This is a genomic window from Bradyrhizobium sp. F1.4.3 (assembly GCF_040548375.1).
GTDB lineage: Bacteria > Pseudomonadota > Alphaproteobacteria > Rhizobiales > Xanthobacteraceae > Bradyrhizobium.
Genome location: NZ_JBEPRN010000020.1, coordinates 14,528 through 41,099, shown reverse-complemented (window position 1 = coordinate 41,099; position 26,572 = coordinate 14,528). Strand labels below are relative to the sequence as shown.

Annotated in this window: 26 protein-coding genes; 16 read left to right on the top strand and 10 right to left on the bottom strand. The window is 64.6% G+C overall.

Annotated elements, in window-relative coordinates:
* Positions 1 to 4 precede the first annotated feature (4 nt).
* The 5 genes from ABIB73_RS32575 to recQ all read left to right on the top strand — a co-directional run bounded on the left by ABIB73_RS32575 (position 5) and on the right by recQ (position 7,084).
* Positions 5 to 1,582: an amidase family protein gene (locus ABIB73_RS32575; protein ID WP_354230861.1), complete on the top strand. Its 1,578-nt coding sequence runs from the start codon at positions 5 to 7 to the stop codon at positions 1,580 to 1,582.
* 239 nt (positions 1,583 to 1,821) lie between these two features.
* A complete protein-coding gene (locus ABIB73_RS32570; RefSeq protein WP_354230859.1) occupies positions 1,822 to 3,123 on the top strand; it encodes an O-acetylhomoserine aminocarboxypropyltransferase/cysteine synthase family protein in 1,302 nt (433 codons plus the stop codon).
* 12 nt (positions 3,124 to 3,135) lie between these two features.
* Positions 3,136 to 4,140, top strand: a complete 1,005-nt coding sequence (gene metA, locus ABIB73_RS32565; protein WP_354230857.1) for a homoserine O-succinyltransferase MetA — start codon at positions 3,136 to 3,138, stop codon at positions 4,138 to 4,140.
* Positions 4,141 to 4,241: 101 nt separating this feature from the next.
* The gene (locus ABIB73_RS32560) at positions 4,242 to 4,985 is read left to right on the top strand and encodes a polysaccharide deacetylase family protein (RefSeq protein ID WP_354230855.1); all 744 of its coding nucleotides are present in this window, start codon (positions 4,242 to 4,244) and stop codon (positions 4,983 to 4,985) included.
* Between the two features lie 233 nt (positions 4,986 to 5,218).
* Entirely contained in the window at positions 5,219 to 7,084 is a 1,866-nt protein-coding gene (recQ, locus tag ABIB73_RS32555) for a DNA helicase RecQ (protein ID WP_354230853.1), read from the top strand.
* Between the two features lie 196 nt (positions 7,085 to 7,280).
* On the opposite strand, the gene ABIB73_RS32550 is transcribed toward recQ, so the two are convergent.
* The gene (locus tag ABIB73_RS32550; protein WP_354231022.1) at positions 7,281 to 8,294 is read right to left on the bottom strand and encodes a 1-aminocyclopropane-1-carboxylate deaminase; all 1,014 of its coding nucleotides are present in this window, start codon (positions 8,292 to 8,294) and stop codon (positions 7,281 to 7,283) included.
* Between the two features lie 163 nt (positions 8,295 to 8,457).
* Between ABIB73_RS32550 and ABIB73_RS32545 the strand changes: the two genes are divergently transcribed.
* Positions 8,458 to 8,922, top strand: coding sequence for an Lrp/AsnC family transcriptional regulator (locus ABIB73_RS32545; protein WP_354230851.1), 465 nt, complete (start codon positions 8,458 to 8,460; stop codon positions 8,920 to 8,922).
* Between the two features lie 6 nt (positions 8,923 to 8,928).
* Here the strand turns inward: ABIB73_RS32545 and ABIB73_RS32540 are convergent, their stop codons facing one another.
* The 3 genes from ABIB73_RS32540 to ABIB73_RS32530 are packed head-to-tail and all read right to left on the bottom strand — an operon-like array spanning position 8,929 to position 12,695.
* Complete coding sequence (locus ABIB73_RS32540; protein ID WP_354230849.1) at positions 8,929 to 10,233, bottom strand: citrate-proton symporter; 1,305 nt, start codon at positions 10,231 to 10,233, stop codon at positions 8,929 to 8,931.
* 18 nt (positions 10,234 to 10,251) lie between these two features.
* On the bottom strand, positions 10,252 to 11,718 hold the full coding sequence (locus tag ABIB73_RS32535) for an NAD(P)-binding domain-containing protein (RefSeq protein WP_354230847.1): 1,467 nt from the start codon (positions 11,716 to 11,718) through the stop codon (positions 10,252 to 10,254).
* On the bottom strand, positions 11,715 to 12,695 hold the full coding sequence (locus tag ABIB73_RS32530; protein WP_354230845.1) for a LysR family transcriptional regulator: 981 nt from the start codon (positions 12,693 to 12,695) through the stop codon (positions 11,715 to 11,717). The genes ABIB73_RS32535 and ABIB73_RS32530 overlap by 4 nt, the downstream gene beginning before the upstream one ends.
* Positions 12,696 to 12,781: 86 nt before the next feature.
* Between ABIB73_RS32530 and ABIB73_RS32525 the strand changes: the two genes are divergently transcribed.
* The 4 genes from ABIB73_RS32525 (at position 12,782) to ABIB73_RS32510 (ending at position 15,680) form a co-directional block, all read left to right on the top strand.
* The gene (locus tag ABIB73_RS32525) at positions 12,782 to 13,939 is read left to right on the top strand and encodes a PLP-dependent cysteine synthase family protein (RefSeq protein ID WP_354230843.1); all 1,158 of its coding nucleotides are present in this window, start codon (positions 12,782 to 12,784) and stop codon (positions 13,937 to 13,939) included.
* Between the two features lie 32 nt (positions 13,940 to 13,971).
* On the top strand, positions 13,972 to 14,427 hold the full coding sequence (locus ABIB73_RS32520; RefSeq protein WP_354231020.1) for a CMD domain-containing protein: 456 nt from the start codon (positions 13,972 to 13,974) through the stop codon (positions 14,425 to 14,427).
* Positions 14,424 to 15,011: a peroxidase-related enzyme gene (locus tag ABIB73_RS32515; protein ID WP_354230841.1), complete on the top strand. Its 588-nt coding sequence runs from the start codon at positions 14,424 to 14,426 to the stop codon at positions 15,009 to 15,011. Before ABIB73_RS32520 ends, ABIB73_RS32515 begins: the two co-directional genes overlap by 4 nt.
* A gap of 108 nt (positions 15,012 to 15,119) precedes the next feature.
* On the top strand, positions 15,120 to 15,680 hold the full coding sequence (locus ABIB73_RS32510) for a carboxymuconolactone decarboxylase family protein (protein WP_354230839.1): 561 nt from the start codon (positions 15,120 to 15,122) through the stop codon (positions 15,678 to 15,680).
* Between the two features lie 22 nt (positions 15,681 to 15,702).
* Here the strand turns inward: ABIB73_RS32510 and ABIB73_RS32505 are convergent, their stop codons facing one another.
* Positions 15,703 to 16,575 (bottom strand): hypothetical protein, encoded by an 873-nt coding sequence (locus ABIB73_RS32505; RefSeq protein WP_354231018.1) that lies wholly within the window; start codon positions 16,573 to 16,575, stop codon positions 15,703 to 15,705.
* A gap of 213 nt (positions 16,576 to 16,788) precedes the next feature.
* Here ABIB73_RS32505 and ABIB73_RS32500 point away from each other — a divergent pair, with 213 nt between their 5' ends.
* Positions 16,789 to 17,034, top strand: coding sequence for a hypothetical protein (locus ABIB73_RS32500; protein WP_354230837.1), 246 nt, complete (start codon positions 16,789 to 16,791; stop codon positions 17,032 to 17,034).
* Between the two features lie 9 nt (positions 17,035 to 17,043).
* Here ABIB73_RS32500 and ABIB73_RS32495 read toward each other — a convergent pair whose 3' ends face one another.
* A complete protein-coding gene (locus ABIB73_RS32495) occupies positions 17,044 to 17,979 on the bottom strand; it encodes an alpha/beta hydrolase (RefSeq protein WP_354230835.1) in 936 nt (311 codons plus the stop codon).
* 158 nt (positions 17,980 to 18,137) lie between these two features.
* Between ABIB73_RS32495 and ABIB73_RS32490 the strand changes: the two genes are divergently transcribed.
* Positions 18,138 to 19,025, top strand: coding sequence for a branched-chain amino acid aminotransferase (locus tag ABIB73_RS32490; RefSeq protein WP_354230833.1), 888 nt, complete (start codon positions 18,138 to 18,140; stop codon positions 19,023 to 19,025).
* Between the two features lie 239 nt (positions 19,026 to 19,264).
* Here the strand turns inward: ABIB73_RS32490 and phaR are convergent, their stop codons facing one another.
* Entirely contained in the window at positions 19,265 to 19,864 is a 600-nt protein-coding gene (gene phaR / locus ABIB73_RS32485) for a polyhydroxyalkanoate synthesis repressor PhaR (protein ID WP_354230831.1), read from the bottom strand.
* A gap of 305 nt (positions 19,865 to 20,169) precedes the next feature.
* Between phaR and ABIB73_RS32480 the strand changes: the two genes are divergently transcribed.
* The 3 genes from ABIB73_RS32480 to yddG all read left to right on the top strand — a co-directional run bounded on the left by ABIB73_RS32480 (position 20,170) and on the right by yddG (position 23,292).
* Entirely contained in the window at positions 20,170 to 21,348 is a 1,179-nt protein-coding gene (locus ABIB73_RS32480) for an acetyl-CoA C-acetyltransferase (protein ID WP_354230829.1), read from the top strand.
* Between the two features lie 248 nt (positions 21,349 to 21,596).
* The gene (gene phbB / locus ABIB73_RS32475; protein ID WP_247495537.1) at positions 21,597 to 22,322 is read left to right on the top strand and encodes an acetoacetyl-CoA reductase; all 726 of its coding nucleotides are present in this window, start codon (positions 21,597 to 21,599) and stop codon (positions 22,320 to 22,322) included.
* Positions 22,323 to 22,422: 100 nt separating this feature from the next.
* Positions 22,423 to 23,292 (top strand): aromatic amino acid exporter YddG, encoded by an 870-nt coding sequence (yddG, locus tag ABIB73_RS32470; protein ID WP_354230827.1) that lies wholly within the window; start codon positions 22,423 to 22,425, stop codon positions 23,290 to 23,292.
* A 136-nt stretch (positions 23,293 to 23,428) separates the two neighbouring features.
* On the opposite strand, the gene ABIB73_RS32465 is transcribed toward yddG, so the two are convergent.
* Positions 23,429 to 23,851: a cupin domain-containing protein gene (locus ABIB73_RS32465; protein WP_354230825.1), complete on the bottom strand. Its 423-nt coding sequence runs from the start codon at positions 23,849 to 23,851 to the stop codon at positions 23,429 to 23,431.
* 9 nt (positions 23,852 to 23,860) lie between these two features.
* A complete protein-coding gene (gloB, locus tag ABIB73_RS32460) occupies positions 23,861 to 24,628 on the bottom strand; it encodes a hydroxyacylglutathione hydrolase (protein ID WP_354230823.1) in 768 nt (255 codons plus the stop codon).
* Positions 24,629 to 24,736: 108 nt separating this feature from the next.
* Between gloB and ABIB73_RS32455 the strand changes: the two genes are divergently transcribed.
* Positions 24,737 to 25,480 carry a methyltransferase domain-containing protein gene (locus tag ABIB73_RS32455; RefSeq protein ID WP_354230821.1) on the top strand — a complete coding sequence of 248 codons (744 nt, stop codon included), beginning with the start codon at positions 24,737 to 24,739 and terminating at the stop codon, positions 25,478 to 25,480.
* Positions 25,481 to 25,543: 63 nt separating this feature from the next.
* Here the strand turns inward: ABIB73_RS32455 and ABIB73_RS32450 are convergent, their stop codons facing one another.
* Positions 25,544 to 26,317 carry a DUF4167 domain-containing protein gene (locus ABIB73_RS32450; RefSeq protein ID WP_354230819.1) on the bottom strand — a complete coding sequence of 258 codons (774 nt, stop codon included), beginning with the start codon at positions 26,315 to 26,317 and terminating at the stop codon, positions 25,544 to 25,546.
* Positions 26,318 to 26,572 lie beyond the last annotated feature (255 nt).

The window sequence follows — 26,572 nt, the reverse complement described above, 5'->3', positions numbered from 1 at the left end:
CGACGTGGCGAAGAAGACGGCAACCAAGAAGAAAAGCGCTTCCAAGAAGACGGCAGCGAAGACCTCGAGCAAGAAGACCACCGCCCGCAAGGGCGCAGTTGCGAAACAAGCAAAGAAGACGGTCAAGAAGGTCGCCCTTCGCAAACCAGCCACGGTGCGCCGCCCCAGGGGACCGGTCTGGCAATGGTCGGCGGTGGAGACCGCGGCTGCGATCCGTGCTGGCGCAATCTCCGCGGTCGAGACGGTCGAGGCACATATCGAGCGGATGCGCGCCGTCAATCCGAGGCTCAATGCCGTCGTGGTCGATCTCAGTGAGCAAGCATTGAAGGCCGCGCACGCGGCCGACAAACAGCGCGCCAAGGGTGGCGAGCTCGGCTTGCTGCATGGCGTGCCTGTTACCATCAAGGAAAACGTCGACTTCGAGGGCCGGCCCAATTTCAACGGCGTTCCCGCCAACAAGGATCTCATCGCGCCGTCGGATTCGCCGGTCGTGCGCAACCTGAAGAAGGCCGGCGCAATCGTCATCGGCCTCACCAACACGCCGGAATTTTCCTTCCGTGGCTTCACCGACAATCCGCTGCACGGGCTGACGCTCAACCCCTGGGATCCGAACATCACCTGCGGCGGCTCTTCGGGTGGCGCGGGTTCGGCGGTCGCCGCCGGCATCGGCACAATCGCGCACGGCAATGACATCGGCGGCTCGCTGCGCTGGCCGGCGCATTGCAATGGCGTTGCCACCATCAAGCCGACGCAGGGACGCATCCCCGCCTTCAACCGGAGCGCAACGGCCGAGCGACCGATGCTGGCGCATCTGATGTCGGCGCAGGGGCCGCTCGCCCGCCACGTCGCCGACGTTCGCCTTGCGCTCGAGGTGATGAGCCAGCGCGATGCGCGCGATCCCTGGTGGGTGCCGGCGCCGCTCACCGGGCCGAAGCCGAAGGGGCCGATCAAGGTCGCGCTGGCAAAAATCCCCGAGGACATGGACGTCGATCCGCAGGTTACCGCGGCGCTGCGCCAGGCCGCCGATCATCTGGAGCGCGCGGGCTATCGCGTTAGCGAGGTCGAGGTGCCCGACATCAACGGCGTCTGGCAGACCTGGTGCGACATCATCACCAACGAGACGGTGGTGATGCAGGAAGCCGGCATGCTGAAGGTGACGTCGGAGGATTTCCACAAGGCGTGGAATGGCATGAAGACCAAGGCCAGCGTGCTCGATCTGCCCGCCTGGATGCGCGCCACCGCCGCGCGCAACGGCCATATCCGCGCCTGGCAGTTGTTCTTCGAGGAATATCCGGTGGTGCTGGCGCCGACCACGGTGAAGCCGACGCCGGGCCCGCGCGATGACACAGTCAGCGCCGAGCGCGTGCAGGAGATTTTCTGGGGCGAGATCCGCTTCATCTCCGCGATCAACGTGCTGGGCCTGCCCGGCGCCGTGGTACCGGTAGCGCTGCACGACGGCAAGCCGATCGGCGTGCAGCTCATCGCCGGCCGCTACCGCGAGGATCTCGCGCTAGATGCGGCGGCCGCGATCGAGAAGCGTGCGGGCGTGCTCACCCATCGGCTCTGGGAGCAAATGGGCTGATGGAGTACGATGGTCTCACCCTCTCTCCTTGCGGGAGAGGGTGACTTCGCGCCACATCAATTCATTAATCCAAATTGACTCAAATTTTAGCCAATTCACCAATAACCGTTAGGGTTACTTCATCGATCTCTAGGCGAATTATTGCTCGCTTTACCGCCCGCCTCTAACACGAGGACCGCGGACAACGCACATCGTCATTCAGGCCAATAAGTGCGGCCCGCGCCACGCGGAGGTGGACGATGCGCAACGAGACGATCGCGATTCACGCCGGCTACGAACCCGAAGCCACCACGCACGCGGTTGCCGTGCCGATCTACCAGACCGCCGCCTACGCCTTCGACAGCGCCGATCATGGCGCCGCGCTCTTCAATCTCGAAGCCGAAGGTTATCGCTACAGCCGCATCGCCAATCCGACCAGCGCCGTGCTGGAGAAGCGCATCAGCGAGCTCGAAGGCGGCGTCGGCGCGCTTGCGGTCGCGACCGGCCAGGCCGCGCTGCATTTCGCCTTCGTCAACGTCGCCGATCACGGCGGCAACATCGTGTCGGTGCCGCAGCTCTACGGCACCACGCACACGCTGCTCTCCCACATCCTGCCGCGCCAGGGCATCACCGGCCGTTTCGCCGAGAGCGACAAGCCCGAGGCGGTCGAAAAGCTGATCGACGAGAACACCCGTGCGGTGTTCGCCGAGACCATCGGCAATCCCGCCGGCAATGTCTGTGACATCGAGGCGCTGGCAAAAATCGCGCACGCCCATGGCGTGCCGCTGATCGTCGACAACACCGTCGCGACGCCCATCCTGCTCAAGCCGTTCGACTACGGCGCCGACATCGCGGTGCACTCGCTGACCAAGTTCCTGGGCGGCCACGGCACCACACTCGGCGGCGCCATCGTCGATTCCGGAAACTTCCCCTGGGCCAAGCACGCCAATCGCTTCCCGGGCTACAACAAGCCGGACGCCTCCTATCACGGCCTCGTCTATGCCGAGCGTTTCGGCAAGACCGCCTATATCGAGCGCGCGCGCAGCGTCTATCAGCGCACCATGGGTTCGGTGCTGTCGCCGTTCAACGCCTTCCTGCTGCTCCAGGGCATCGAGACGGTGGCGCTGCGCATGGAGCGCCATGTCGAGAACGCCCGCAAGGTCGCCGAATTTCTGCGCACCGATCCGCGCGTCGCCTGGGTCAACTACACGGGTTTTCCCGACAGTCCCTATTATCCGCTCGTCCAGAAGTATCTCGACGGCAACGCCTCCTCGCTGTTCACCTTCGGCATCAAGGGTGGCATGGAAGCCGGAAAGAGCTTCTACGATGCGCTGAAGCTGATCACGCGGCTCGTCAATATCGGCGACGCCAAGTCGCTGGCCTGCCATCCGGCCTCCACCACGCACCGTCAGATGTCGGCGGAGCAGCAGCGCACAGCCGGCGTGCTGCCGGAGACGATCCGCCTTTCGATCGGCATCGAGCATTCCGCCGACATTATCGAGGACATCGACCAGGCGCTGGAAGAGGCCTGCCCGGCCGCGCGTCTTCAGGCCGCGGAGTAGGCGATCGCCCCGATGAGCATCTTGATCGACAGGGATCAAGGTATCTCGAGTCCGGCCCTGGTGCCGGCCGAAGCCGATCTCGCACGCGATCAGGGCGGCGCCGAGCTCACCATCGGGTTGATCAACAACATGCCGGATCCAGCGCTGAAGGCGACCGAGCGGCAGTTCATGAAGCTGCTCCAGGCCGCCGCGGGGCCGCGCCGCATCCGCTTCCATTGCTTCTCGCTGCCGTCGGTGAGGCGTTCGCCGGAAGCGAAGTGGCATGTCGAGAGCGAATATTCCGATCTCTCCGACCTCAAGCGCCAGAAGTTCGACGGGCTGATCGTGACCGGCGCCGAGCCGGTCGCGCCCGAGATCGACCAGGAGCCGTATTGGGGCGACCTCACCGCTCTCATCGACTGGGCCAGGACCAACACGCGCTCGACGATCTGGTCATGCCTCGCCGCGCACGCGGCGGTGCTGCATCTCGATCGCATCGAACGGCAGCGCCTGCCGTCCAAATGTCACGGCATCTTCGACTGCGACGCCGTGACCAGTGATTCGCTGACACGCGAGGCGCCGTCGCCGCTCAAGATCTCGCACTCGCGCCTGAACGAAGTCACTGAGCGCGATCTCGTGCAGGCCGGCTACCAGGTGCTGACGCGTTCGGCGCGGGCCGGCGTCGACATCTTCGTCCGGCAATATGCCAGCCGTTTCGTGTTCTTCCAGGGCCATCCCGAATATGACGCGCTGTCGCTCCAGCGCGAATATCTGCGCGACATCGGCCGCTATCTCGCGCGCGAGCGCGAGAACTATCCAGTCGTGCCCGTGAGTTATTTTGACGCAGCGACCGAAGAGAAACTTGCGCGATTCGAGAAGCGGGCGAAGAACCAGCGCCATCCGGCGCTCACCAACGAGCTGCCCGCGCTGAATTTGCGCGGCAATATCGCGGCCGGCAGCGCCGCGGCGGCGCTCTTCCGCAACTGGCTGCACGATCTCGTCGCGGACACCAGGGCGCCGCTGCTTCGCGTGAGGTGAAGAGCGCGGGTTCCGCGTTAGGTTTAACCAAGTGTAAAGCTTGCCTCAGCCAGCGCACGAATGCTTCAGTCACGAGGTACGGAATTACAGGGAATGCAATCGTGTGGTCGGCACTCCAGGGACGCGTAAGCAATCGACTGGCCCGGCATTTCCACGCCGCGCCGCACCGCTTGCCGGCGCATGCGCCGATGGTGAGCTTTACCTTCGATGACGCGCCCGATAGCGCCGCAGGCGAGGGCGCGTCGCTGCTGGAAGAGCATGGCGGGCGCGGTACGTTTTATCTCGCCGGAAGCCTAGTCGATCTGCGGGGAGATCACTGGCACGGCCTGTCGAACGACGCGATCGTGCGGCTGCATCGCGGCGGCCACGAGATCGGCTGCCACACCTTCTCTCACCTGCGTGCGGTCGATCTCGACCAGACCACCATGGCGCTTGAGATCGAGCAGAACCGCAATTACTTTCGCGGCCTCGATTCCTCGATCAGGCTGGAGAATTTCGCCTATCCGTATGGTCTCGCCTCGGTCTGGCGCAAGCCGCAACTCGCCAAAAGCTTCCGCTCTGCGCGCGGCATCCTGCCCGGCGTCAATCGCGATGTCATCGATCTCCAGTTCCTGCGCGCTTCGCCTCTGGTCAATTACGAGATCGATCAGAGCGGCGTTGATCGCTATTTCGACGAGGCGGTGGCAAGCGGCGGCTGGCTGATCTTCTACAGCCACGATGTCGTCGATGCCCCGAGCCCCTATGGCTGCACGCCGGCCCTGCTGCGCCACGCGCTAAAAGCGGCCGAGACGCGCGGCATGCCGATCGTGACGGTCGCAGAGGCGCTACGAAGGATAGGGGCGTAGCTTCTTCACCTCGCCCCGCTTGCGGGGAGAGGTCGGATCGCTCTTGCGATCCGGGTGAGGGGGTACAGGTCCCGCAACAATCTCATCCGTGGAGAGAGGCCGTCCCTCACCCCCAACCCTCTCCCCGTAAGAACGGGGAGAGGGAGAACAAGCAGCGCAAACAGTCTTGCCACGCCCGCGCGGTCATGCGACTGGCCTTGTGACGAATCCCACGGCCCGGTCCTGTTCCGCCCATGTCCGCTCCCTCCACCGCTTCGCTGCCTGCGCCGGCCGATGGCCGTGACGCGCTGTCGGTGCTGCATTCGGTGTTCGGCCTGCCGGGCTTTCGCGGCGCGCAGGGCGAGATCATCCGGCATGTCAGCGATGGCGGCAATTGCCTGGTGCTGATGCCGACCGGCGGCGGCAAGTCGTTGTGCTACCAATTGCCGGCTCTGTTGCGCAAAGGCTGCGGCATCGTAGTGTCGCCGCTGATCGCGCTGATGCGCGACCAGGTCGCGGGACTGCTCGAATCAGGCGTCAACGCTGCCGCGCTGAATTCATCGCTGACGCCGCAGGAGGCCTCCGAGGTCGAGCGCCGCCTGATCGCTGGCGATCTCGACCTGCTCTATGTCGCGCCGGAGCGGCTGGTGACGCCGCGCTGCCTCTCGCTGCTGGCGCAGGCCAAGGTGGCGCTGTTCGCGATCGACGAAGCGCACTGCGTCTCGCAGTGGGGCCATGATTTCCGGCCCGAATATGTCGGCCTCTCTATCATCGCCGAACGCTTTCCCGACGTGCCGCGGATCGCACTGACCGCGACCGCCGACGAATTGACGCGGAAGGAGATCGTCGAACGGCTTCGCCTCGCAGACAGTCCGCAATTCGTCTCGAGCTTCGACCGGCCCAACATCCGCTACGAGATCGTCGACAAACGCAATGCGGTGTCGCAGCTGAAGGAGTTCATCAGGGAGCGCCATGCGGGCGATGCCGGCGTGGTCTATTGCCTGTCTCGCAATCGGGTCGAGGAGGTCGCCGCAGCGCTCGACGATGCCGGAATTGCGGCGCTGCCCTATCACGCCGGACTCGACAGCAGCGTACGCTCGCGCAACCAGGACCGCTTTCTCAACGAGGACGGCATCATCATCGTCGCGACCATCGCCTTCGGCATGGGCATCGACAAGCCCGATGTGCGCTTCGTCGCCCATCTCGATCTGCCCAAGAGCATCGAGGCCTATTACCAGGAAACGGGCCGCGCCGGCCGCGACGGCGAGCCGTCGGCGGCCTGGATGGCCTACGGTCTCTCGGACATCGTGCAACAGCGCCGCATGATCGACGAATCCACGGCGTCCGACGATTTCAAACGGGTCTCGATCGGCAAGCTCGATGCACTCGTCGGCCTTGCCGAGACCGCGCAATGCCGGCGCAAGCGGCTGCTCGGCTATTTCGGCGAACTCCTCCATGGCGAGAGTTGCGGCAATTGCGATAACTGCCTGACGCCGCCGCAGATGCGTGACGGCAAGGTGCTGGCGCAAAAACTGCTCTCCTGTGCCTATCGCACCGGCCAGCGTTTTGGCGCGATGCATCTGATCGACGTGCTGATCGGGCGCCTGACCGAGAAGGTGACGCAGTTCGGCCACGACAAACTGTCGGTGTTCGGCATCGGGCGCGAACTCAACGAAAAGCAGTGGCGCACCGTGCTGCGGCAAATGGTGGCGATGGGGCATTTGCGGAGCGATAGCGAAGCCTTCGGCGCGCTGAAGCTGACGGAGACGTCGCGCGGTGTGTTACGTGGCGAGACCGAGGTATGGTTGCGCGAGGAGGCGCCCGGCACCCGCATCCGGTCAAGCCGCGCAAAATCCCGCCGCGGCGACCTCGCGCCTGCGGCCAGCGCACCGCAAGGCGACGTCGATCCCGAATTGCGCGCGCGGCTGCGGTCCTGGCGTTCCGATGTCGCGCGCGAGCGCGGCGTGCCGGCTTACGTGGTGCTGCACGACGCCACCATCGACGGCATCGTGCGGGCCTGGCCGACCACGCTCGACGAATTGCGCAACGTGCCGGGCATCGGCGACAAGAAGCTCGAGCACTACGGGGAAGAGCTGCTGCAGATCGTGCGGACGCGGTAGGGGCGTGGTGGCTGTTAGAGCGCCCAGATCCCTCCACATCGTCATCCCGGACAAGCGTAGCGCAGATCCGGGATCCATACCGCGTGATCTACCTTAGGGCACACACGACGATGTTCTTCGCCAAACTACTCCCTGGGGGTATGGGTCCCGGCCTTCGCCGGGACGACAGGGGAGGGGAGGCGCGAGCTGGGCTACCTCACCCATTCCTAAACGCGTAAGCGTACCCGTTCAGCGCCGGCGCGCCGCCGAGATGGGCGTAGAGGATCTTCGCGCCCTTCTCGAAATAACCCTTCTTCGCAAGATCGATCATGCCCTGCATCGATTTGCCCTCGTAGACGGGGTCGGTGATCATGGCTTCGAGACGTGCGGAGAGGCGGATCGCTTCCTTGGTTTCTTCCGACGGCACGCCATAGGCGGGATAGGCGTAGTCCTCGATCAGCACGACGTCGTCAGCGACGAGATCCTTGCCGAGTTCGACGAGTTTTGCGGTGTTCTGCGCGATCGAGAGCACCTGCGCTTTCGTCTGCGCCGGGGTGAACGACGCATCGATGCCGATCACCTTTCGCGCGCGGCCGTCCGCCGCAAAACCGACCAGCATGCCGGCATGGGTCGAGCCGGTCACGGTGCAGACGACGATGTAGTCGAACTTGAAGCCGAGCTCGGCTTCCTGCTTGCGCACCTCTTCGGCGAAGCCGACATAGCCGAGCCCGCCAAATTTGTGCACGGAGGCGCCGGCCGGAATCGCGTAGGGCTTGCCGCCGGCGGCCTTCACCTCGTCGATCGCCTGCTCCCAGCTTTTGCGGATGCCGATGTCAAAGCCGTCCTCGACCAGGCGCACGTCGGCGCCCATGATGCGCGAGAGCATGATGTTGCCGACGCGATCATAGACCGCGTCCTCGTGCGGCACCCAGGCTTCCTGCACCAGGCGGCACTTCATGCCGATCTTGGCGGCGACCGCTGCGATCATGCGGGTGTGGTTCGACTGCACGCCGCCGATCGACACCAGCGTGTCGGCGTTCGAGGCGATCGCGTCGGGGATGATGTATTCGAGCTTGCGCAGCTTGTTGCCGCCATAGGCGAGACCGGAATTGCAGTCCTCGCGCTTGGCATAGATCTCGACATTGCCGCCGAGATGCTTTGACAGCCGCTCCAGCTTCTCGATGGGGGTCGGGCCGAAGGTCAGCGGGTAGCGCGCGAATTTTTCCAGCATCGTCAGGTCGTCCCGATTGGTGTTGATCTGGCTGCAGCGACTAGCACGCGTCATGAGAAATGTGCTCTCGAATGCTGCACCAATATTGCATGGGATCTTGCGTTATTTTCTTCGATAGGTAAGATTTCTTCCAGAAATAGATCGAAGACTGGAAGTTTCTTCCATGTCGTCCCGGCTCGACCGTATCGACCTCAAGATATTGAGATTACTTCAGAATAACGGCCGGCTCAGCAATGCCGAGCTGGCCGAAACCGTCGCGATCAGTCCCGCCACCTGCCACCGCCGCACCCAGCGCCTGTTCGAGGACGGCTTTATTGCCGCCGTCCGCGCCATGGTGGCGCCGAAGAAGGTGGCCAAGGGCACGCTGGTGATGGTCGGCGTCGTGCTCGACCGCTCGACGCCAGAGAGTTTTGCCACCTTCGAGCAGGCGATCGCAAAACTGAAATTCGTGCTCGACTGCCATCTCGTCGCCGGCGACTTCGACTACTTCCTGAAGATCCGCGTCGGCGACATGGAGGATTTCAACCGCATCCATGGCGAGCAACTCATCGCGCTGCCCGGGGTGCGCCAGACCCGCACCTTCTTCGTGATGAAGGAGGTCGTCGACAACGCACCGCTGGAGTTTTGAGCGGCCTCACGATGCCTGCTCGACGACGCCGTCCTCGACCTGCTCCCGCCCGGTATCCTCCGGCCGCATCGCGATCACGGAGATGAGGCCGAGGCCGACGCCGATCATCACATAGAAGATCGGCGCCAGCGGGGAGCCGGTGAGTGTGATCAGCCAGGTCACGAAGAACTGGGCGAAGCCGCCGAACACCAGCACTGCGACATTGTTGACGATCGCAAGCGCTGTCGAGCGGACGCGGATCGGGAATAGCTCGACAAGCGTGGTGCAGTAGACGCCGAGGAAGAAGGCGCTGAGGAAGCCGATCACGACCTGGGCGATCAGGAGCTTTGCGATCGACGGCTCGGAGATCACCCATGCATAGAGCGGATAGAGCGAGACGAAATAGCCGATGAGCGAGACCAGTAGCAGCGGCCTGCGCGGATAGCGATCAGAGATGGCGCCGGCGATGGGAACGACAATCACCATCACGATCGCCGCGATCATCTGCACCAGGAAGCTCTGCATCAGCGGCAGCTTCAGCACCTCCTTGGCGTAGGTCACGGTGTAGCCGAAGGTGACGTAGAACGACACGGCGCTCGCCACCACCATGCCCATACCGATCAGGAAGTTGCGGCCGGGATTCTTCAGCGCGGCAATGAAATTGTCCCTGTGCACCGTCGCCATGCTGCGCCGGGATGCTTCGGGCTCGATGACGCTGGCGCGCATATAGAGCAGGATCGGAACGATCACGAGGCCGACGAAGAAGGGGATGCGCCAGGCGCCGGCGGCAAGTTGCTCCTGCGTGAACGTCAGCGTGAGGACGGCGCCCAGCACTGCGCCGAGCACGTTGGCCATGAGCTGGCCGGCGATTTGCCACGAACCATAGAAGCCGGTGCGGCCGGGGGGTGCCGCTTCGATCAGATAGGCGGTCGAGGTGCCGAACTCGCCACCGACCGAGAAGCCCTGGAGCAATCGTGCCAGCAGCACGATCAGCGGCGCGGCGACGCCGGCCGTGGCGTAGGTCGGCGTCAGCGCCAACAGCGCGACCGACAGCGCCATGATGCCCATGCCGAGCGTCATCGCCGCCTTCCGCCCCTTGCGATCGCCGAAATAGCCGAGCACGAGGCCGCCGATCGGCCGCATGAAGAACCCGCTGCCGAACAGTGCGGTGGTCAGCAGCAGCGCGTTGATCTCACTGCCCGGAACTTTCGGGTCGACTAGGAAGAACAGGTTCTTGATGACCGGGGTCATGAGCGCGAACACCGTGAAATCGTACCATTCCATCGCATTGCCGGCGATCGCTGCGACGATGGCCTTCTTGTTCTTCTGCATCTGCGTTTGCCTGTCCGGTTAGGCCTGTTCGGCGGTTTGATGGGTGGCGTCGGCATCCTGCCATTCGTCGCCGGCGAGCTCGGGCGTGGCAAACGCCCTGAGATTGGCGAAGTGAATTTCGCGATCCTCGACGAAGAGGCGACGGACGATGCCGCGCGCGAGCCGGTCGGCGCCCTCGCTGATCGCGGGAATGTCGCCGGAGAGTTTTCCGTGGCTCAGCGTCGCCGGGTAGTTGAAGCAGTGCAGCCGTGCCAGCATCGGGCAGGTGCCGGGCTCTTTCTCCAGGAACTGAAAGCTGTCACCGAGGTCGGGCGAATTCTCCAGCTCCGCATTGTCCATGCCGTCAGGCGTCGGGAAGCGGTCGCGCCAGAACCGGATATGCGGCGCGAACGCGGCAAGCTCGTCGCGCAGCGCAAGGTCGACCTTGAAGCCGGTGCCGAAGATCATGAAATCGGTCGCGTAGCGGCCCTTCGGCGTCGTCACCATGAGACGATCTCCCTCGACGATGAGGTCATCGATCGGGCTTGAGAGATGGAAATGCGCCTGCGGATAAGCGGAGACGCGCAGCACGCTTTGGCGCGGCGGTGGCGTCTGCGCCTTCAGCGTGTGATCGAGGAAGCGCCATTTCCAGTCGTCCGTCAGGCCGGCAAAGCCGTGTACGACACCCTGGCTGCCGATGCCGGTGAACTTGTTGACGCGCGGGATGTCCGCGCGCCGGATGAAGAGGTCGAGGCGCGCGGCGCCGGCTTCCAGCGCCGCCGCCGCGTTGTCCATCGCGGATGCGCCCGCTCCGACGACGGCGACGCGTTTACCGCGCAGGCCTCCAAAATCGATGGGGTCGGAGGAATGCGCCCAGAACCGCCGGTCGATTCCGTCAGCCAGCGGCGGCATGTAAGCGCCACCGAGACCGTCGCGGCCCGTCGCCAGCACGACGTGGCGCGCGAGAATTTGCCGCGACGTGCCGCCCTCGCTGACGTCGAGCGCGAACAAATCGTCCGAGCGTGCGTGGATGCGCTCAACCGAGACCTCGTTGCGGACCGGCAGGCCCAACACCTTGCGGAACCAGATCAGGTAATCCATCCACATCGTGCGCGGCGCGCGGTCGAGCGTCTGCCAGCCCTCCTTGCCATATTGCGCCTCGTAGAAGGCGCGGAAGGTCAGCGCCGGCATGCCCATCGCGGGTCCGGTCAATTCCTTGGGCGAGCGCAGCGTCCGCATCCGGGCGAACGTGACCCAGGGACCTTCCTCGCCGGCGCGCGCTCGGTCGAGCACGAGATGGTTGTCGACGCCGAGGCGCTTCAGCATCGCGGAGGCGACGAGGCCGGCCATGCCGGCGCCGATAATGACGACGTCGACGACGCGCTCGCCATTGATCACGCGACGAGGCACCCATGACTTGGCCGGCAATTCCAGCCAGGCGAGATCCTGCTTCAGGCGCTCTTCGAGTGCGGCAAGACCGGTTGGGCCCGGTGTGGAGGCGCTCATGAATTTGTCTTCTCGAATTCGTCGGTTTCGTCGTCGGGCTCGAGCGATGCTGCCGCCCCGCTGTGCAGCTTCGCGCCAGGCATCAGCGCGACCGCCGCGCGCAGCGCGTCGTTGAGCGCCCTGACCGTCGGCGTCAGCTCGCGCCCGGTCGGCGAGAGAGCCGCGAAAAGGAAGGGAATCGAAACATCGAGACGGCGGGTGACGACGCCTTCCACAGCAAGGCTGGAGGTCAGGACCGGTTCGACGACGGCGATGCCGAGCGATTGCTTTGCCATGGCGATCGCGGTCATCGAGGAATTGGTGTCGATGACCTCCGCGGGCACGACGCCTTCGCGCTCCAGCGCCTCCTCGACCCGGCGTCGAAGCCGATAGGGATTGGCCATCGTCAGCAACCGGCCGCCGCTGAGATCCTTCAACCGGATCACCTTCTTCCTCGCGAGCGGATGATCCATGGCGAGGCAGGCGACGCAGGGCACCTCGCAGACCCATTGCACGTCGAGGCCGGGATGCTGGATCGGCAGGCTGGCCAGGCCAAATTCCACCGATTGCGACAGCACCGATTGCACGACATTCTCCGCCGAGAGCGCCTGGACGTGGACCTGGCTCGGCAACAATTCGCGCTCCAGCGCGGCCAGCGCTGCCGGAACGAAGCCTGCGGCCAGCGCCGGAATCGCGGCCACGCTGAGCACCGGAAGCGCGCCCGCGCCGATCGCGTTGGCGCGCTGGCGGATGTGCTTCAGGCCCATCAGCAGCCGCTCGACCTCGGCGTGAAACAGCACGCCCTTCGGCGTCGGGCTGATGCGCGGGCCATTCCGGGTGAACAGGAGATAGCCGACGTCGGTCTCGAGATCCTGGATCTGACGCGTTACGACCGGCTGCGAACGGCCGAGTAACCGTGCCGCGCCCGTGATGCTGCCGGCCGACATCACTGCGGCGAAGGCCTCGAGGAGGCGGATGTCGATAATGTCCTGGTTCATGCCATGCCGATTATATTATGTGGATATAGAATGAACAATATTTCTTGATGTGCAAGAAGTATTATGAGAGGGTTCTGGTGATGCCGATGGAGCCACCCCCTTTCCGCCACCACAATCCGGCCGGGCCGGCCTATCGGCGCGGCTGGGTCGACGAGGCCGTGGCCGCGATCGAGGCTGACCAGTGCCGCACGGCGGACACGCATCTGATCCGGCTGATCGTGCCGGCGCTCGCCGGCATCGACATCTATCTCAAGGACGAGTCCACGCATCCGACCGGCAGCCTGAAGCACCGGCTGGCGCGCTCGCTGTTCCTTTACGCGCTCTGCAACGGCCACATCCACGAAGCTACACCCGTCGTCGAGGCATCGTCGGGGTCGACCGCAGTGTCGGAAGCCTATTTCGCGCAGATGATCGGCGTGCCCTTCTACGCGGTGATGCCGCGCACGACCTCGGCGGAGAAGATCGCTGCGATCGAGCATTATGGCGGCAACTGCCATCTGATCGACGACGGCCGTACGCTCTATGCGGAGGCCGCCGCACTCGCGGCCCGGCTGGGCGGTCACTACATGGACCAGTTCACCTTCGCCGAGCGCGCCACTGACTGGCGCGGCAACAACAACATCGCCGAATCGATCTTCACGCAATTGAAGGGCGAGCCGTGCCCGCTGCCGGACTGGATCGTGATGGGCGCAGGCACCGGCGGCACCACGGCGACCATCGGACGCTATTTGCGCTATCGCCAGTATCCGACGCGGCTGTGCGTGGCCGATGTTGAGCACTCCGCCTTCTTCGACTGCTTCCGTTCTCAGGACCGCTCCCATGTTTGCGAGCGTCCCTCGCTGATCGAAGGCGTCGGCCGGCCGCGCTGCGAACCCTCCTTCGTGCCGGGCGTGGTCGATCGCATGATGAAGATCCCGGATGTGGCAACGATCGCGGCGATGAACGTGCTGTCGCGCCGGCTGCGCCGCCCGGTGGGCGGCTCCACGGGCACCAATTTCCTGGCGCTGTGCCGCATTGCCTCGGAGATGCGCAGCGCCGGCCAAACCGGATCGCTGGTCACGCTGATCTGCGATTCCGGCGAGCGCTACCGGCAAACCTATTATGACCCCGCGTGGCTCAAGGCCCGCGGCCTCGATCCGGCGCCGTTCGAGTCCGCCCTTTCGTCGTTCCTCGATAGGGCGCAGCCGCTGACGCTCGCAGTCGAGGACGTCGCCAATCCCCAGAGCCCGCGGAGTGCTGCTTGACCACGCTGATCGAAACCATTGCCGGCGTGCCCATGGCGTCGCGGCTGGGCCAGGCTCTGAACGCCCGCTCCGAGATTTTGCGCCTCAGCGAAGCCGCCCATGACGCAGTGCTGCTGCCGCGCGAGCCCGGCGGCCTGAGCCACGGCTTGCGGGCGGCGCTCGCGGCGCGGATGTGCCGGCATGTCGGCGACGATGCGCTGACCGCGCATTACGAATCCTATCTGGCGCATTCGGGCGATCTCGACCTGGCCGCCCTCGCCCGGCCCGGCGGCGGGTGTGGCGATCCCCCGCACGACGCCATGGCCCGCCACACCGACCTGCTGACGCTTTCGCCGCGCGAGGCGACGCGACAGGACATCGCGGCGTTGAAGGCGGCCGGCGTCAGTGAGGGCGACATCGTGCGCCTGTCCGAGCTTGCCGCCTTCGTGAATTACCAGTTGCGGGTCCTGGCCGGCATCAAGCTCCTGAAAGAGGTCGAAGCCCGATGAGCGAGGTCGTCCACAGCTTCACCGCCACGATCCCGACATGGTCGCCCTATGTCATGCCGGTCGAGCTCGCCTCGGCAACGCCCGAGCAACTTGCCGCGATGAAGGTCACGCCCTCCAACAAGGGCGTCTCCCGTTACGTGCTGACGCTGGCGCACGATCCGGAATCGCTCGCGGTGCGCTCGCCGCTGTTCAACCTGATTATGTACGGCAAGGACGGCCTGACGTCGGCGGAGCGCGAGCTCGGCGCGCTTTCTGCCTCCATCGTCAACCGCTGCATCTACTGCGCAGCCGTGCACGCCTCGCGCTTCATCGGCCTGACCGGGCAGAGCGATGTCGTCGAAGAGATTTTTGCCGACGAGCGCGATGCCACGCTGGAGGCGCGCCAGCAGGCGCTGTTCAATTTCGCCACGAAACTCTCGACGACGCCGATCGAAGCCACCGCGGACGACGCGTGTGCGCTTGGCGAGGCCGGGCTGAGCGAGCTCGAGCAGCTCGACCTGGTGCTGTCGGCCGCGATCTTCGGCTGGGCCAACCGGCTGATGCACACGCTGGGCGAGCCGCTGGCGCGCCCGGAGGCATCGTAACCGACGCCATCCGGTTACCCGCCCGAGAGCCGGATGTCACGGCAACTTCACTTGCCTTGCGCCGGGGCGCAGGCGACGTTCGCGGCCTCTCAACGAGGAGGTCCTGCCGTGCGCCTTCCCATTCTCGATCCGAAAGATCTGACCGACGAACAGAAGCCGCTCTATGACGACATGCGAGCGGGAATCAAGGACCACTTCAAGGGCTTTGTGAACATGCGCGACGATGGCGCGCTGCTCGGGCCCTGGAACCCCTGGATCCGCGAGCCGCGCTTCGGCAAGGCGGTGTGGGAGCTGGTCAAGGCGATCGCATCGAATCCGCTATTGCCGGCGCCGGTACGCGAGGTCGCGATCCTCGTCACCGGCTCGCATTTCCGCTCCGGCTACGAGCTCTATGCCCATGTGCTGGTCGCCGAGCAGCGCGGCCTGTCCGACGAGAAGCTCGCGACCATCGTCGCCGGGCAACGGCCGGTCGATCTCACCAAGCAGGAGGCGGTCGCCTATGACGTGGCCTCCGCGCTGGTCGGCGGCGGTGTGCTGCCTGAACTGACTTGGCGCGCAGCGGTGAAGGAATTCGGCGAGCACGGCGCGGCCGAGCTGTCCTATCTCGTCGGCGTCTACTGCATGGTCTCGGTCACGCTCAACACGTTCGACGTGCCGGTGCCGGAATAGCCGGGACGGCAGAGCAGGGCGCCTAATTGCGCACCGCGTAAAGCGGCGTCCGCAGCGTCACCTGGTAGGACGGCTTCGGGATCCACGCGATCTGGGCGGTGATGCCGAACAGGCGGTTGTCGTTGTCGTCCATGCGATCGAGGTCCAGCCGCAGGATCGGCTGGGTGAAGGACTTGACCGGCGTCTGGTTGAGAAGCTCCGCGCCGCCGAACGACTGCACGCCGAGACGGCCGGTGAATTTCCAGTTGCTCGGCCATTGGTAATAGCCGCCGGCGTAGAGGATCGTGTTCGGCCTGATACGGGCGAATTGACTTGCGATGTCGGTGTAGGTGTATTGCACCCCGGCAAGCCACCCCCGTGTCTCGTCCTCGTCCAGCGCGTAGTCGAACTCCAGGACGTTGTTGAATGACGTCGTCATGCCCTGCTCGTTCGGCACCGACTGCGTCAGCGTCGATTGCAGCGTGATCGTCGGGACCTTCCCGCCGTTCTGCTGGTAGAGGTCGGCCTGCACGCCGATGTTCCAGCTCGTGATGTCGAACGACGACCAGCCGCCGCCGAGATCGGTCGCCGAGCCGGAGACGCCGCCATAGAGCGATACGCGATCGCTGACGTCGACGGTCAGCGGGAGATCGACGACGATCGATTTCGCAGCCGGCAAGCCGCCCGGCAGCGTCGCGCCTCTGTGCGCCGCCAGCGCTTCGAAAGCTGCCGCCAGCGAATTGTTGCCGAAGCCGAGCCCGAGTGTTCCCGCAGGGATCGTCGCATAGGTCGTGCGCAGATCGAGATAGATGTTCGGGACCACCGGCCTTGCGGGTGCGTCCTCTTCGGCCTCAGAGGCGAGGGTGCTGCCTGCCGACGTCATCAGGCAGAACAATCCGGTTGCGAAATTTCGCAACGCCGAGCGGGATGATTGGCTGCGATGAGACACGTGACAATCCGATGCGTGGCACCCTGATGACGGAACCGTTCGTTAGATGGAACGTGATCGTTCGTGTGGTCAAGCGCTATCCGCAAGCGATGGACGGCATGGATGTGCGCGGTTACTCTTGTGATCGCACTGACACACTCGCCCGCCAGAGTGCAGGCTGGACAATGAGGGACGACCGCCATGAACACGTCACGCCGCATCCTGCTCGCCGGAATGGCGGGGCTCGCCGTGGCTCCAACCGTTGCGGGAGCCGCACCGGCACTTGTTGGCGACGATACGACGGTCGCCGAAGAGCGTTTTGCACGGATGATCGCGGCCGCGCATGCGCCCGATGTCACTTGCGCGCGGCAGGCCGAACGCTATGCGGATGCGCGTTGGCCTGAATATGTTGTGGCAGCCAGGGCCGTGCTCGACGCGCGCGTGTAATTCACGCTCTTACCGCTCCACCGCCCGCCGCACCTGTTCGCCGATCTGCGACAGCACGAGTTGCGCCTGCGGCAGGATTGCGCCCATGGCGTGAAAATTGTGAACCATGCCGTCGTGGCAGACGTGCTCGACGGTGACGCCCGCGGCGAGCAGCTTGCGCGCGTAGGCATTGCCCTCGTCGCGCATCGGGTCGAATTCGGCGGTGTGGATGATCGCGGTCGGCAGGCCCGCGAGCCGCGTCGCGCGTAGCGGCGAGATGCGGGGATCGGCGGCGTCGATGCCGTCGGGCAAATAGTCGGCGAGATCCGCCTCGATGGTGATGCGGTCGATCAGATGACCTTCGGCGAATGCCTCGCGCGAGGGCGAGGTCTCCTCGAAATCCAGCACCGGGCAGATCAGGCATTGCGCGACGATCGAGAGGCCGGCGCTTTGCTGCGCCTCCTGGCACACGATCGCAGCCAGCGTGGCGCCGGCGGAATCGCCGCCGATCACCAATCGTTCGGCGTCGATGCCGAGCGATGTTGCTTCGCGCGCGACCCATTCGGTCGCAGCGATTGCGTCGTCGACGGCGGCGGGGAATTTATGCTCGGGCGCGAGCCGATAGTCGATCGAGACGAGACGGCAGCCGGTCACATGCGCAAGCGCGGCGGCGATGCGGTCGTGCGTCAGAATGCTGCCGGCGACGAAGCCGCCGCCGTGAAAGAACACGAAGCCTGGCGCGCGCTCGCCGGCGCTCGCGGGCGTGTAGAGGCGATAGGGAAGCTCGCCACCGGGGCCGGGAAGCGCGCCGTCGGAGGCTGTGACATCGGGCGTCTCGGCGCGCGCGAACTGCATCAGCTTTGCCAGCGATTGCCGCCGTGCCTCGACACTCGGCCGGCTCCACCCCTGCGGCGCGGCCGCAGCCATCATGGTCAACAAACGCTTTGCAAGCGGATCGAGCGGCATGGGAGACTCCGTAACATGCCCCGCACTATAGCCGCTTTGTGCCCGATTTGATGTCGCTCCGCACTGTCGCTTATCCGCCAGGAGAGGTGCCATTCCCGCAGGAAATCCTTTAGAAGTTGGGGGAATAGTGCCTGGATATTTCCAAGGGGAGGCCGGTCATGGCCGAGATCAAGAAGCCCATCGAATATTCGCCCAGCTGGACCTTCTTTGAGGGCCAATGGCATGACGGCAACGTGCCGATCATGGGCCCGCGCACGCATGCGGCCTGGCTCGGCTCGGTGGTGTTTGACGGCGCACGCGCGTTCGAAGGTGTCGCGCCCGATCTTGACCGTCACGTCGCCCGCGCCAATCAATCTGCGATCAACTTTGGCCTGAAGCCGGTGGTCGATGCCGGCACCTGGTTCGCGCTCGCCAACGAAGGCATTGCGCGCTTCGCGGCCAATGCCGAGCTCTATGTCCGCCCGATGTACTGGGCGCAGAATGGCTCGGGTGGCGGCGTGCTGTTCGACCCCGAGACCACCAACTGGTGCCTCTGCATCTACGAGGCGCCGATGCCAAAGCCGGTCGGCAACGCGATCACGCTGTCGCCGTTCCGCAGGCCCACCGCCGAATGCGCACCGGTCGAAGCGAAGGCCGCCTGCCTCTACCCGAACAATTCGCGCGCGCTCGCGGAAGCGGCCTCGCGCGGCTTCCAGAACGCGCTGATGCTCGACATGCTCGGCAACGTCGCGGAGTTCGGCAATTCGAATGTGTTCATGGCCCGGGACGGCGTGGTGTTCACGCCGGTGCCGAACGGCACGTTCCTCAACGGCATCACGCGCCAACGTGTCATCAGCCTGCTTCGCGGCGACGGCGTCACCGTGGTCGAGAAGACGCTACGCTATGCCGATTTCCTCGCCGCCGACGAGATCTTCTCCACCGGCAATTTCGCCAAGGTCGCGCCCGTGATCCGCATTGACGAGCGCGAGCTGAAGCCAGGCCCGCTCTACACCAAAGCGCGCAAGCTCTATTGGGATTTTGCCCATGCGGTGAGGCTGGCGGCGTAGGCTTCCCAGCGTCGTCCTGGCGAAAGCCAGGACCCCCGCGCGAGCGCTTTGCGCTCGTCGCGATTACCCCAGGGAGCAGTTTGGCGACGACTTATCGTCCGGTACGGCCATCGATCTCTACCGAGAAATCACGCGGTATGGGTCCTGGCTTTCCGCCAGGACGACGTTGTGGGTGATCGGCGCAAAATCGCTAAGCGCGAGCCCGCGGCAATCGCTTGCGGCGGGCGCGGACGAACGGCCTACTCGTCCTTCTTCGACATACGCTCGAGGCGTTCCTGCATGTCCTTCATCTGCTGGCGCAGATCGTCGATGTTGGTGTCCTTTGCCGGCTCCGCGCTGGCGTCGGGCTCGGACTCCGTGGTGGCCGTTGCAGGGCGGCCTGCCGTGGGGACAAACGGCTTGAACATCGAGAAGGTCTGCTGGAACAGCTCCATGTTGCGGCGGACCTGTTCTTCCAGCGGCGCAAACGGGGTTCCAGAGAGCGAGTTGGCGATCTGCTTGCGGAACTTCTCCTGCTCCTGGGTCAGCGTCGCGATCGACTGCTCCAGATATTTCGGCACCACCATCTGCATGCTGTCGCCGTAGAAGCGGATCAGCTGGCGCAGGAAGGTGGTCGGCAACAGGTTCTGGCCGGCCTTGTTCTCCTGCTCGAAGATGATCTGGGCCAGCACTGAACGGGTGATGTCGTCACCGGTCTTGGCGTCGTAGACCAGGAAATCTTCGCCGTCCTTGACCATGGAGGCGAGGTCTTCCAGCGTCACGTAGGTGCTCGTTCCGGTGTTATAGAGCCGGCGGTTCGCGTATTTCTTGATGGTGGTGGGTTGGTCTGATTTCGCCATGGGCTCTCACTTGCAAACGCTGAGAACGGGAACCTGACGGGCCAATGCCGCAGGGCGGGAAGAGTACGCAACGCAACAAAATAAGCATTTTCAACGGGCTCACGCTACCGTTTTGTGCGGCACGGTTAATTGCACAGCAAAAACGTGCTTGCGAAATCGCCAAGAACGCTATTTTGAATGCGCTGCGGCATCAATTCGGTCACCAGCCGATTGACATGCCTCAACGACGTTAACAGGATGCCATTCGAGACTGGCGAGCCTTTTCCCAGCCCCGTCTGCCCCCCTTTCAACCCCAGGAGATGCCCATGTCAGACGATGTCGTCATCGTCAGCGCCGCCCGCACCCCGGTCGGAAGCTTCAACGGAGCGTTCGCGACCCTTCCCGCCCACGATCTCGGCGCCATCGCTATCAAGGCCGCGCTGGAGCGTGGTGGCATCGAACCCGGCCGGGTCTCCGAAGTCATCATGGGCCAGATCCTCACCGCCGCTCAGGGCCAGAACCCGGCCCGCCAGGCCTCGATTGCCGCTGGCATTCCGGTCGAGAGCCCGGCCTGGGGTGTGAACCAGCTTTGCGGCTCCGGCCTGCGCACGGTCGCGCTTGGCTACCAGGCGCTGCTCAACGGTGATTCCGAGATCGTCGTTGCCGGCGGCCAGGAATCCATGAGCATGGCTCCGCACGCCCAGTATCTGCGCGGCGGCGTCAAGATGGGCCCGGTCGAGTTCGTCGACACCATGATCAAGGACGGTCTGTGGGATGCCTTCAACGGCTACCACATGGGCAACACCGCCGAGAACGTCGCGCGGCAGTGGCAGATCACCCGCGCCCAGCAGGACGAGTTCGCGGTTGCTTCGCAGCAGAAGGCCGAGGCCGCGCAGAAGGCCGGCAAGTTCAACGACGAGATCGTCCCCGTCACCATCAAGACCCGCAAGGGCGACATCGTCGTCAGCGCCGACGAATATCCGCGCCACGGCGCAACGATCGACGCGATGGCGAAGCTCAAGCCTGCCTTCGAGAAGGAGGGCACGGTCACCGCAGGTTCGGCCTCGGGCATCAATGACGGCGCTGCCGCGGTGGTGCTCATGACCGCGAAGCAGGCTGCCAAGGAAGGCAAGAAGCCGATCGCGCGGATCGTGTCCTGGGCGCAGGCCGGCGTCGATCCGAAGATCATGGGCTCGGGCCCGATCCCGGCCTCGCGCGCCGCGCTTAAGAAGGCCGGCTGGAACGTCGGCGATCTCGACCTGATCGAGGCCAACGAGGCCTTCGCGGCGCAGGCCTGCGCCGTCAACAAGGACCTCGGCTGGGACACCTCCAAGGTCAACGTCAATGGCGGCGCGATCGCGATCGGCCATCCGGTCGGCGCCTCTGGTGCGCGCGTGCTGGTGACGCTGCTGCACGAGATGCAGAAGCGCGATTCCAAGAAGGGCCTCGCCACGCTGTGCATCGGCGGCGGCATGGGCATCGCGATGTGCATCGCGCGCGACTGAAAGGCTTACGTGTAACTTACGTGTGCCCTGCGCGTGCGTTGCACACATGACTGAGTGCGTTGCACGCGACTAAAAAGGCGGCGGTTGCAAATCAAATATTCTTCGCAATCGTGCATGCCTCGACTAAAGAGAAACGCCCGGCTCGATGCCGGGCGTTTTGTTCTTGATGTCCGTCGAACGTCCCGCATAATCCGTACCTAAAACGATCACTCAGAAACGTCCGAAGAGTCCAAGGGAAGGAATACGATATGGCACGTGTTGCATTGGTGACGGGTGGTACGCGGGGCATCGGAGCTGCGATCAGCAAGGCGCTGAAGGCGGCCGGCTACAAGGTCGCGGCAAGTTATGCCGGCAATGATGCGGCGGCGGAGAAATTCAAGGCCGAGACCGGCATCGCCGTCTACAAATGGGACGTCAGCAATTTCGATGCCTGCGCCGAAGGCGTGAAGAAGGTCGAGGCCGATCTCGGTCCCGTCGACGTGCTCGTCAACAATGCCGGCATCACCCGCGACACCGCCTTTCACAAGATGACGCTCGACCAGTGGAACGCCGTGATCAACACCAATCTCGGCTCGCTGTTCAACATGACACGGCAGGTGATCGAAGGCATGCGCGCTCGGAAGTTCGGGCGCGTCATCTCGATCTCGTCGATCAACGGCCAGAAGGGACAGTTCGGCCAGGTCAACTATTCCGCGGCAAAGGCCGGCGACATCGGCTTCACCAAGGCGCTGGCGATCGAGAACGCCAAGGGCGGCATCACCGTCAACGCGATTGCGCCGGGCTACATCAATACCGAAATGGTGCAGGCCGTGCCGAAGGACGTGCTGGAGAAGAACGTGATCCCGCAGATCCCGGTCAACCGGCTTGGCGAGCCCGAGGAGATCGCGCGGGCCGTGGTGTTCCTTGCGGCAGACGAGGCCGGCTTCATCACCGGCTCGACGCTGACCATCAACGGCGGCCAGTACCACGCCTGATAGCGCGCCAAGCATGTAGCTTCAGGCGCGACAAGACGATAATGAAGACGCCATGCCCGGCCTCGTGCCGGGCATCCGTGTCCTCAGAGCCTCTCGATCGATGAATCCGCGCACTGCCACTCTGATTGGACTGACCGCGATCCTGATGTGGTCGCTACTCTCCGTGATGACGGTGGCGACGGGAAAGATCCCGGCGTTCCAGCTTGCCGCGATGACCTTTGCGATCGGCGGCCTCGTCGGCCTCCTGACCTGGATCGGCCGCAGCGAGGCGGCCAGGAGCCTGCGCCAGCCGCTCGTCGTCTGGGCGGTCGGTGTCGGCGGCTTGTTCGGCTATCATGCGCTCTATTTCCTCGCGCTGCGCTTCGCGCCGCCGGCTGAAGCCGGTTTGCTCAATTATCTCTGGCCGCTGCTGATCGTGCTGTTCTCGTCTTTCCTGCCGGGCGAGCGGCTTGCCGTGCATCATGTCATTGGCGCCATGCTCGGCCTCGTCGGCACCGTCATGCTGTTCGCCGGCAATACCAGCGGTTTTGCGCCGGGCCAGTTGCCCGGATTGATCGCAGCCTTCATCGCTGCGTTCGTGTGGGCGACCTATTCGGTGCTGTCGCGCCGGTTGAAGGCAGTGCCGACCGATGCTGTTGCAGGATTTTGTCTTGCCACCGCTGCGCTCGCCGCGCTGATGCATGCGGCGCTGGAAACCACCGTGTGGCCGGAGACGACGCTGCAATGGCTCTCCGTCCTCGCGCTCGGCATCGGCCCGGTGGGCGCTGCGTTCTATGCCTGGGACATCGGCATGAAGCGCGGCGACATCCGCGTGCTCGGCGCCGCATCCTATGCAACGCCGCTATTGTCGACCGGCTTCCTCATCGCCGCCGGCTTCGCCAAGGCCAGCGCCAACATCGCCATCGCCGCGATCCTGATCGCGGGTGGCGGCCTGATCGCGGCGAAGGATATGGTGTGGCGGAAGCGATGATTGTCATTCCGGGGCGCGCGAAGCGCGAGCCCGGAATCCATTCATCCGCGCCAGTGGTGGCGAGATGGATTCTCCGATGCGCAACTGTGCATCATAGTTCGCCGCGATGCGGCGCCCGCCCCGGAATGACATTTCGCTACGGCTCCCAGCCATTCGGCGCGAGCTCGAATTTTGCGAACTCGAAGGCGGGCGCCACGGTGCAGCCGACCAGCGTCCATTCGCCGGTAGTCTCCGCCATCTGCCATGCATCGGCCGGCACGATCGCCTGCGGCCGCTCGCCGCGCATGAGATCCGTGCCGAGGCGTACCTCATGCTGGGAGCACCCCTCATGCGCGATGCGCAGCGTCAGTGGACTACCGGCATAATAATGCCAGATCTCGACGGCATCGATGCGATGCCAGTGTGAGCGCTCGCCGCGCGCGAGCAGGAAATAGATCAGGGTCGAGCGCGAACGGCCATTGGCGTCGGTGGTCTGGTCGCGAAATGTCTCGCGATAGTGCCCGCCTTCCGGATGCGGGCGGAGTTCGAGGCGCGCGATGATCTCGGCTGCGGTCGGCATCGATCCCCGTCAGGACTTGTTCTTGCGCTCGCGCAGCTCGCCGAACACCGCGGCGGCATCCGCGCCCTTCATGTGTAGCCTGGCTGCGACCGAGGGTTCATCAGCGCGCAGGAACACGTTTGCTCGCTTCTCATCACCAAGCAGTGAGGGAATCGTGGGCTTGTTCTCGGCCCGCAGTTTCGTCACCTCGGCCGCGCGCGCCTGGAGCGCCGCATTGTCGGGCTCGACGGTGAGCGCGAACTTGACGTTGGAGGCGGTGTATTCGTGGCCGCAATAGAGCTTGAAGTCGTCGGGCAGGGCGCGCAGCTTCAGCAGCGAATCCCACATCATCGGGTAGTTGCCTTCGAACACGCGGCCGCAGCCGATCGAGAACAGCGTGTCGGCGGCGAACAGCGTCTTCTCGGTGTCGAACACGTAGGAGATGTGGTCGAGCGTGTGGCCTGGCGTCTCCAGCACACGCGCCAGCAGGTTGCCGATCTTGACCACGTCGGCATTGGCGACGCGCAGGTCGGCGTTTGCGATTTTCGTGGTCTTGTCATACGGCGCGACGACGCGGCAATTGTATCTCTGCTTGAGTTCGGCGACCCCGCCGACATGATCGCCGTGATGATGGGTGATCAGGATGTCGGTGAGCTGCCAGCCTTCGCGCTCGAGCGCGGCCAGGATCGGGCCAGCCTCCGGCGCGTCGATCGACGCCGTCGCCTTGGTTTCCACATCGTGGATCAGATAACCGAAATTGTCGTTTAAACAGGTGAAAGTACGAATTTCGGCGGCCATGACATCTCCATCGGGCTCAGCCCCGTCAGACAAATATGGCGTTAACGTTGCGCAGGCAATGCAATATTCCGCGCGCAGCCGTCGCCTTGTGCATGTTACATTGCCGTCATGACCATCGATGTCGTCGACCTTCGCGAGTTCTACTCCCGTCGCCTCGGGATCGTGGCGCGTCAAATGATCAATCGCGGCATCAAGGAGCGCTGGCCGACGGCCGAGGGCCAGCGCATGCTCGGTATCGGCTACCCCACGCCCTATCTCGGGCTGTTCCGCGAGGACGCGGAGCGCTGCATCGCCTTCATGCCGGCGGCCCAGGGCGTATTGAAATGGCCGACCGGGCGGCCGGCACTGGCCGCGCTGGTCGACGAGTTCTCGCTGCCGCTTCCCGACGCCGCGGTGGACCGCATCCTGCTGGTCCACGCGCTGGAGATGTCGGACGATCCAGCCGCGCTGTTGCGCGAGGTATGGCGGGTGCTGTCGCCGTCCGGCCGCGTCATCGCGGTGATCCCGAATCGGCGCGGAGTGTGGACGCGCAGCGACAATACGCCGTTCGGTCACGGCCGGCCCTATTCGCGCTCGCAGATCACGGACCTGTTGCGCCGGACCTGGTTCACGCCGACGGCCTGGGGCGAGGCGTTGTTCATGCCGCCCTATGCCGGCGGCTGGGTGCTGAAATCGGCGCAAATGTGGGAGCGCGCCGGCGCGGCGCTGTCGCTGCCCTTTGCCGGCGTCCACATCGTCGAGGCCACCAAGCAGGTCTATCGCGCGATCCCCGCCAAGCGGGAACGGGCGCGGCTGATTCCCTCCCTGAAGCCGGTGCTGGTGCCGTCGTCGACGACGGTGACGCACACCTGAAGACACATCGTCCCGGCGAGGCCGGGACGATGCAGTTCAGGACATCAGAACGAGCGTCGCGGTTTACTCGCCGGGGGCGAGATCGTCGCTGGAAGCGGCCGGAGCTGCCTCGCGCTCGGGGCGCGGGCCGCTATGCGGCCGGCGGCGCCGCCGCGGGAAGCGCTCGCCACCACCTGCAGCACCACCCTCGAAGCCGGCCTGGCCGCCATTCACCTGCGGCTGCGCGCCGGTGATGAAGGAAGGCAGGCGGTCGACGTTGCCGGCGTCGGCGACAACAGGCTGCGGCTGGATCTGCGGTTGCGGCTGGGGTTGATACTGCGGCTGCGGACGGTGATCGCGCTCACGATGCTCGCGCGGCTGCTGGTTGTCGCGCTGATAAGGCTGCTGCTGGCTGTCGCGCTGCTGATAGTCACGCTGACCGTCGCGCACATAGGGCTGCTGCTGCGGCTGCGGAACGAAGCCCGGCTCCTGGCCGAAATTCGAAAAATTCTCGCCGTCGTCCTCGCTGTCGTCACCGCTCGCGATGGGCTCGTCGCCGCGTGGCTGCTGCTGGTTCTGGCGGAACTGCTCCTGGGCCGCCGCGATCAGGCGGAAATAGTGTTCGGCATGCTGGTAGTAGTTTTCGGCGGCGACCGGGTCGCCGGAGGAGCGCGCGTCGCGCGCCAGCTGAAGATATTTTTCGGCGATGTGCGAGGCGGTGCCGCGGATCTTGATGTCGGGCCCGTTCGATTCGTAGACCCGGGTCATCGGGTTCTGGCCGCGCCGGTTGTGATTGTTGTTGTTGTTATTATTGCTGTTGCGGTTGCGCATCCGCTGCTTGTTCTGACCGTTTCTCATGTCCTGCCTTTAATTCCAGCCCTAAAGGTTGCACGCGTTACTGATTGCTAAGAGTGACCCAATGACAGCGGTTCACATGCCTCGCGCGCGCCGCGCGCAAGAGCGGGTTAGACCCTGCCGATGTTCGTCGACCGTCCGATGTTCGTCGACCGTCGCGTTCAACAAAGACGCGTTCCCCACCCGCCAGCATTCATCGCCAGCGAACCCATTCATTTTGCCTGCCAAAACAAGCCCTGGTTTCTTGCGTTAGTCTTC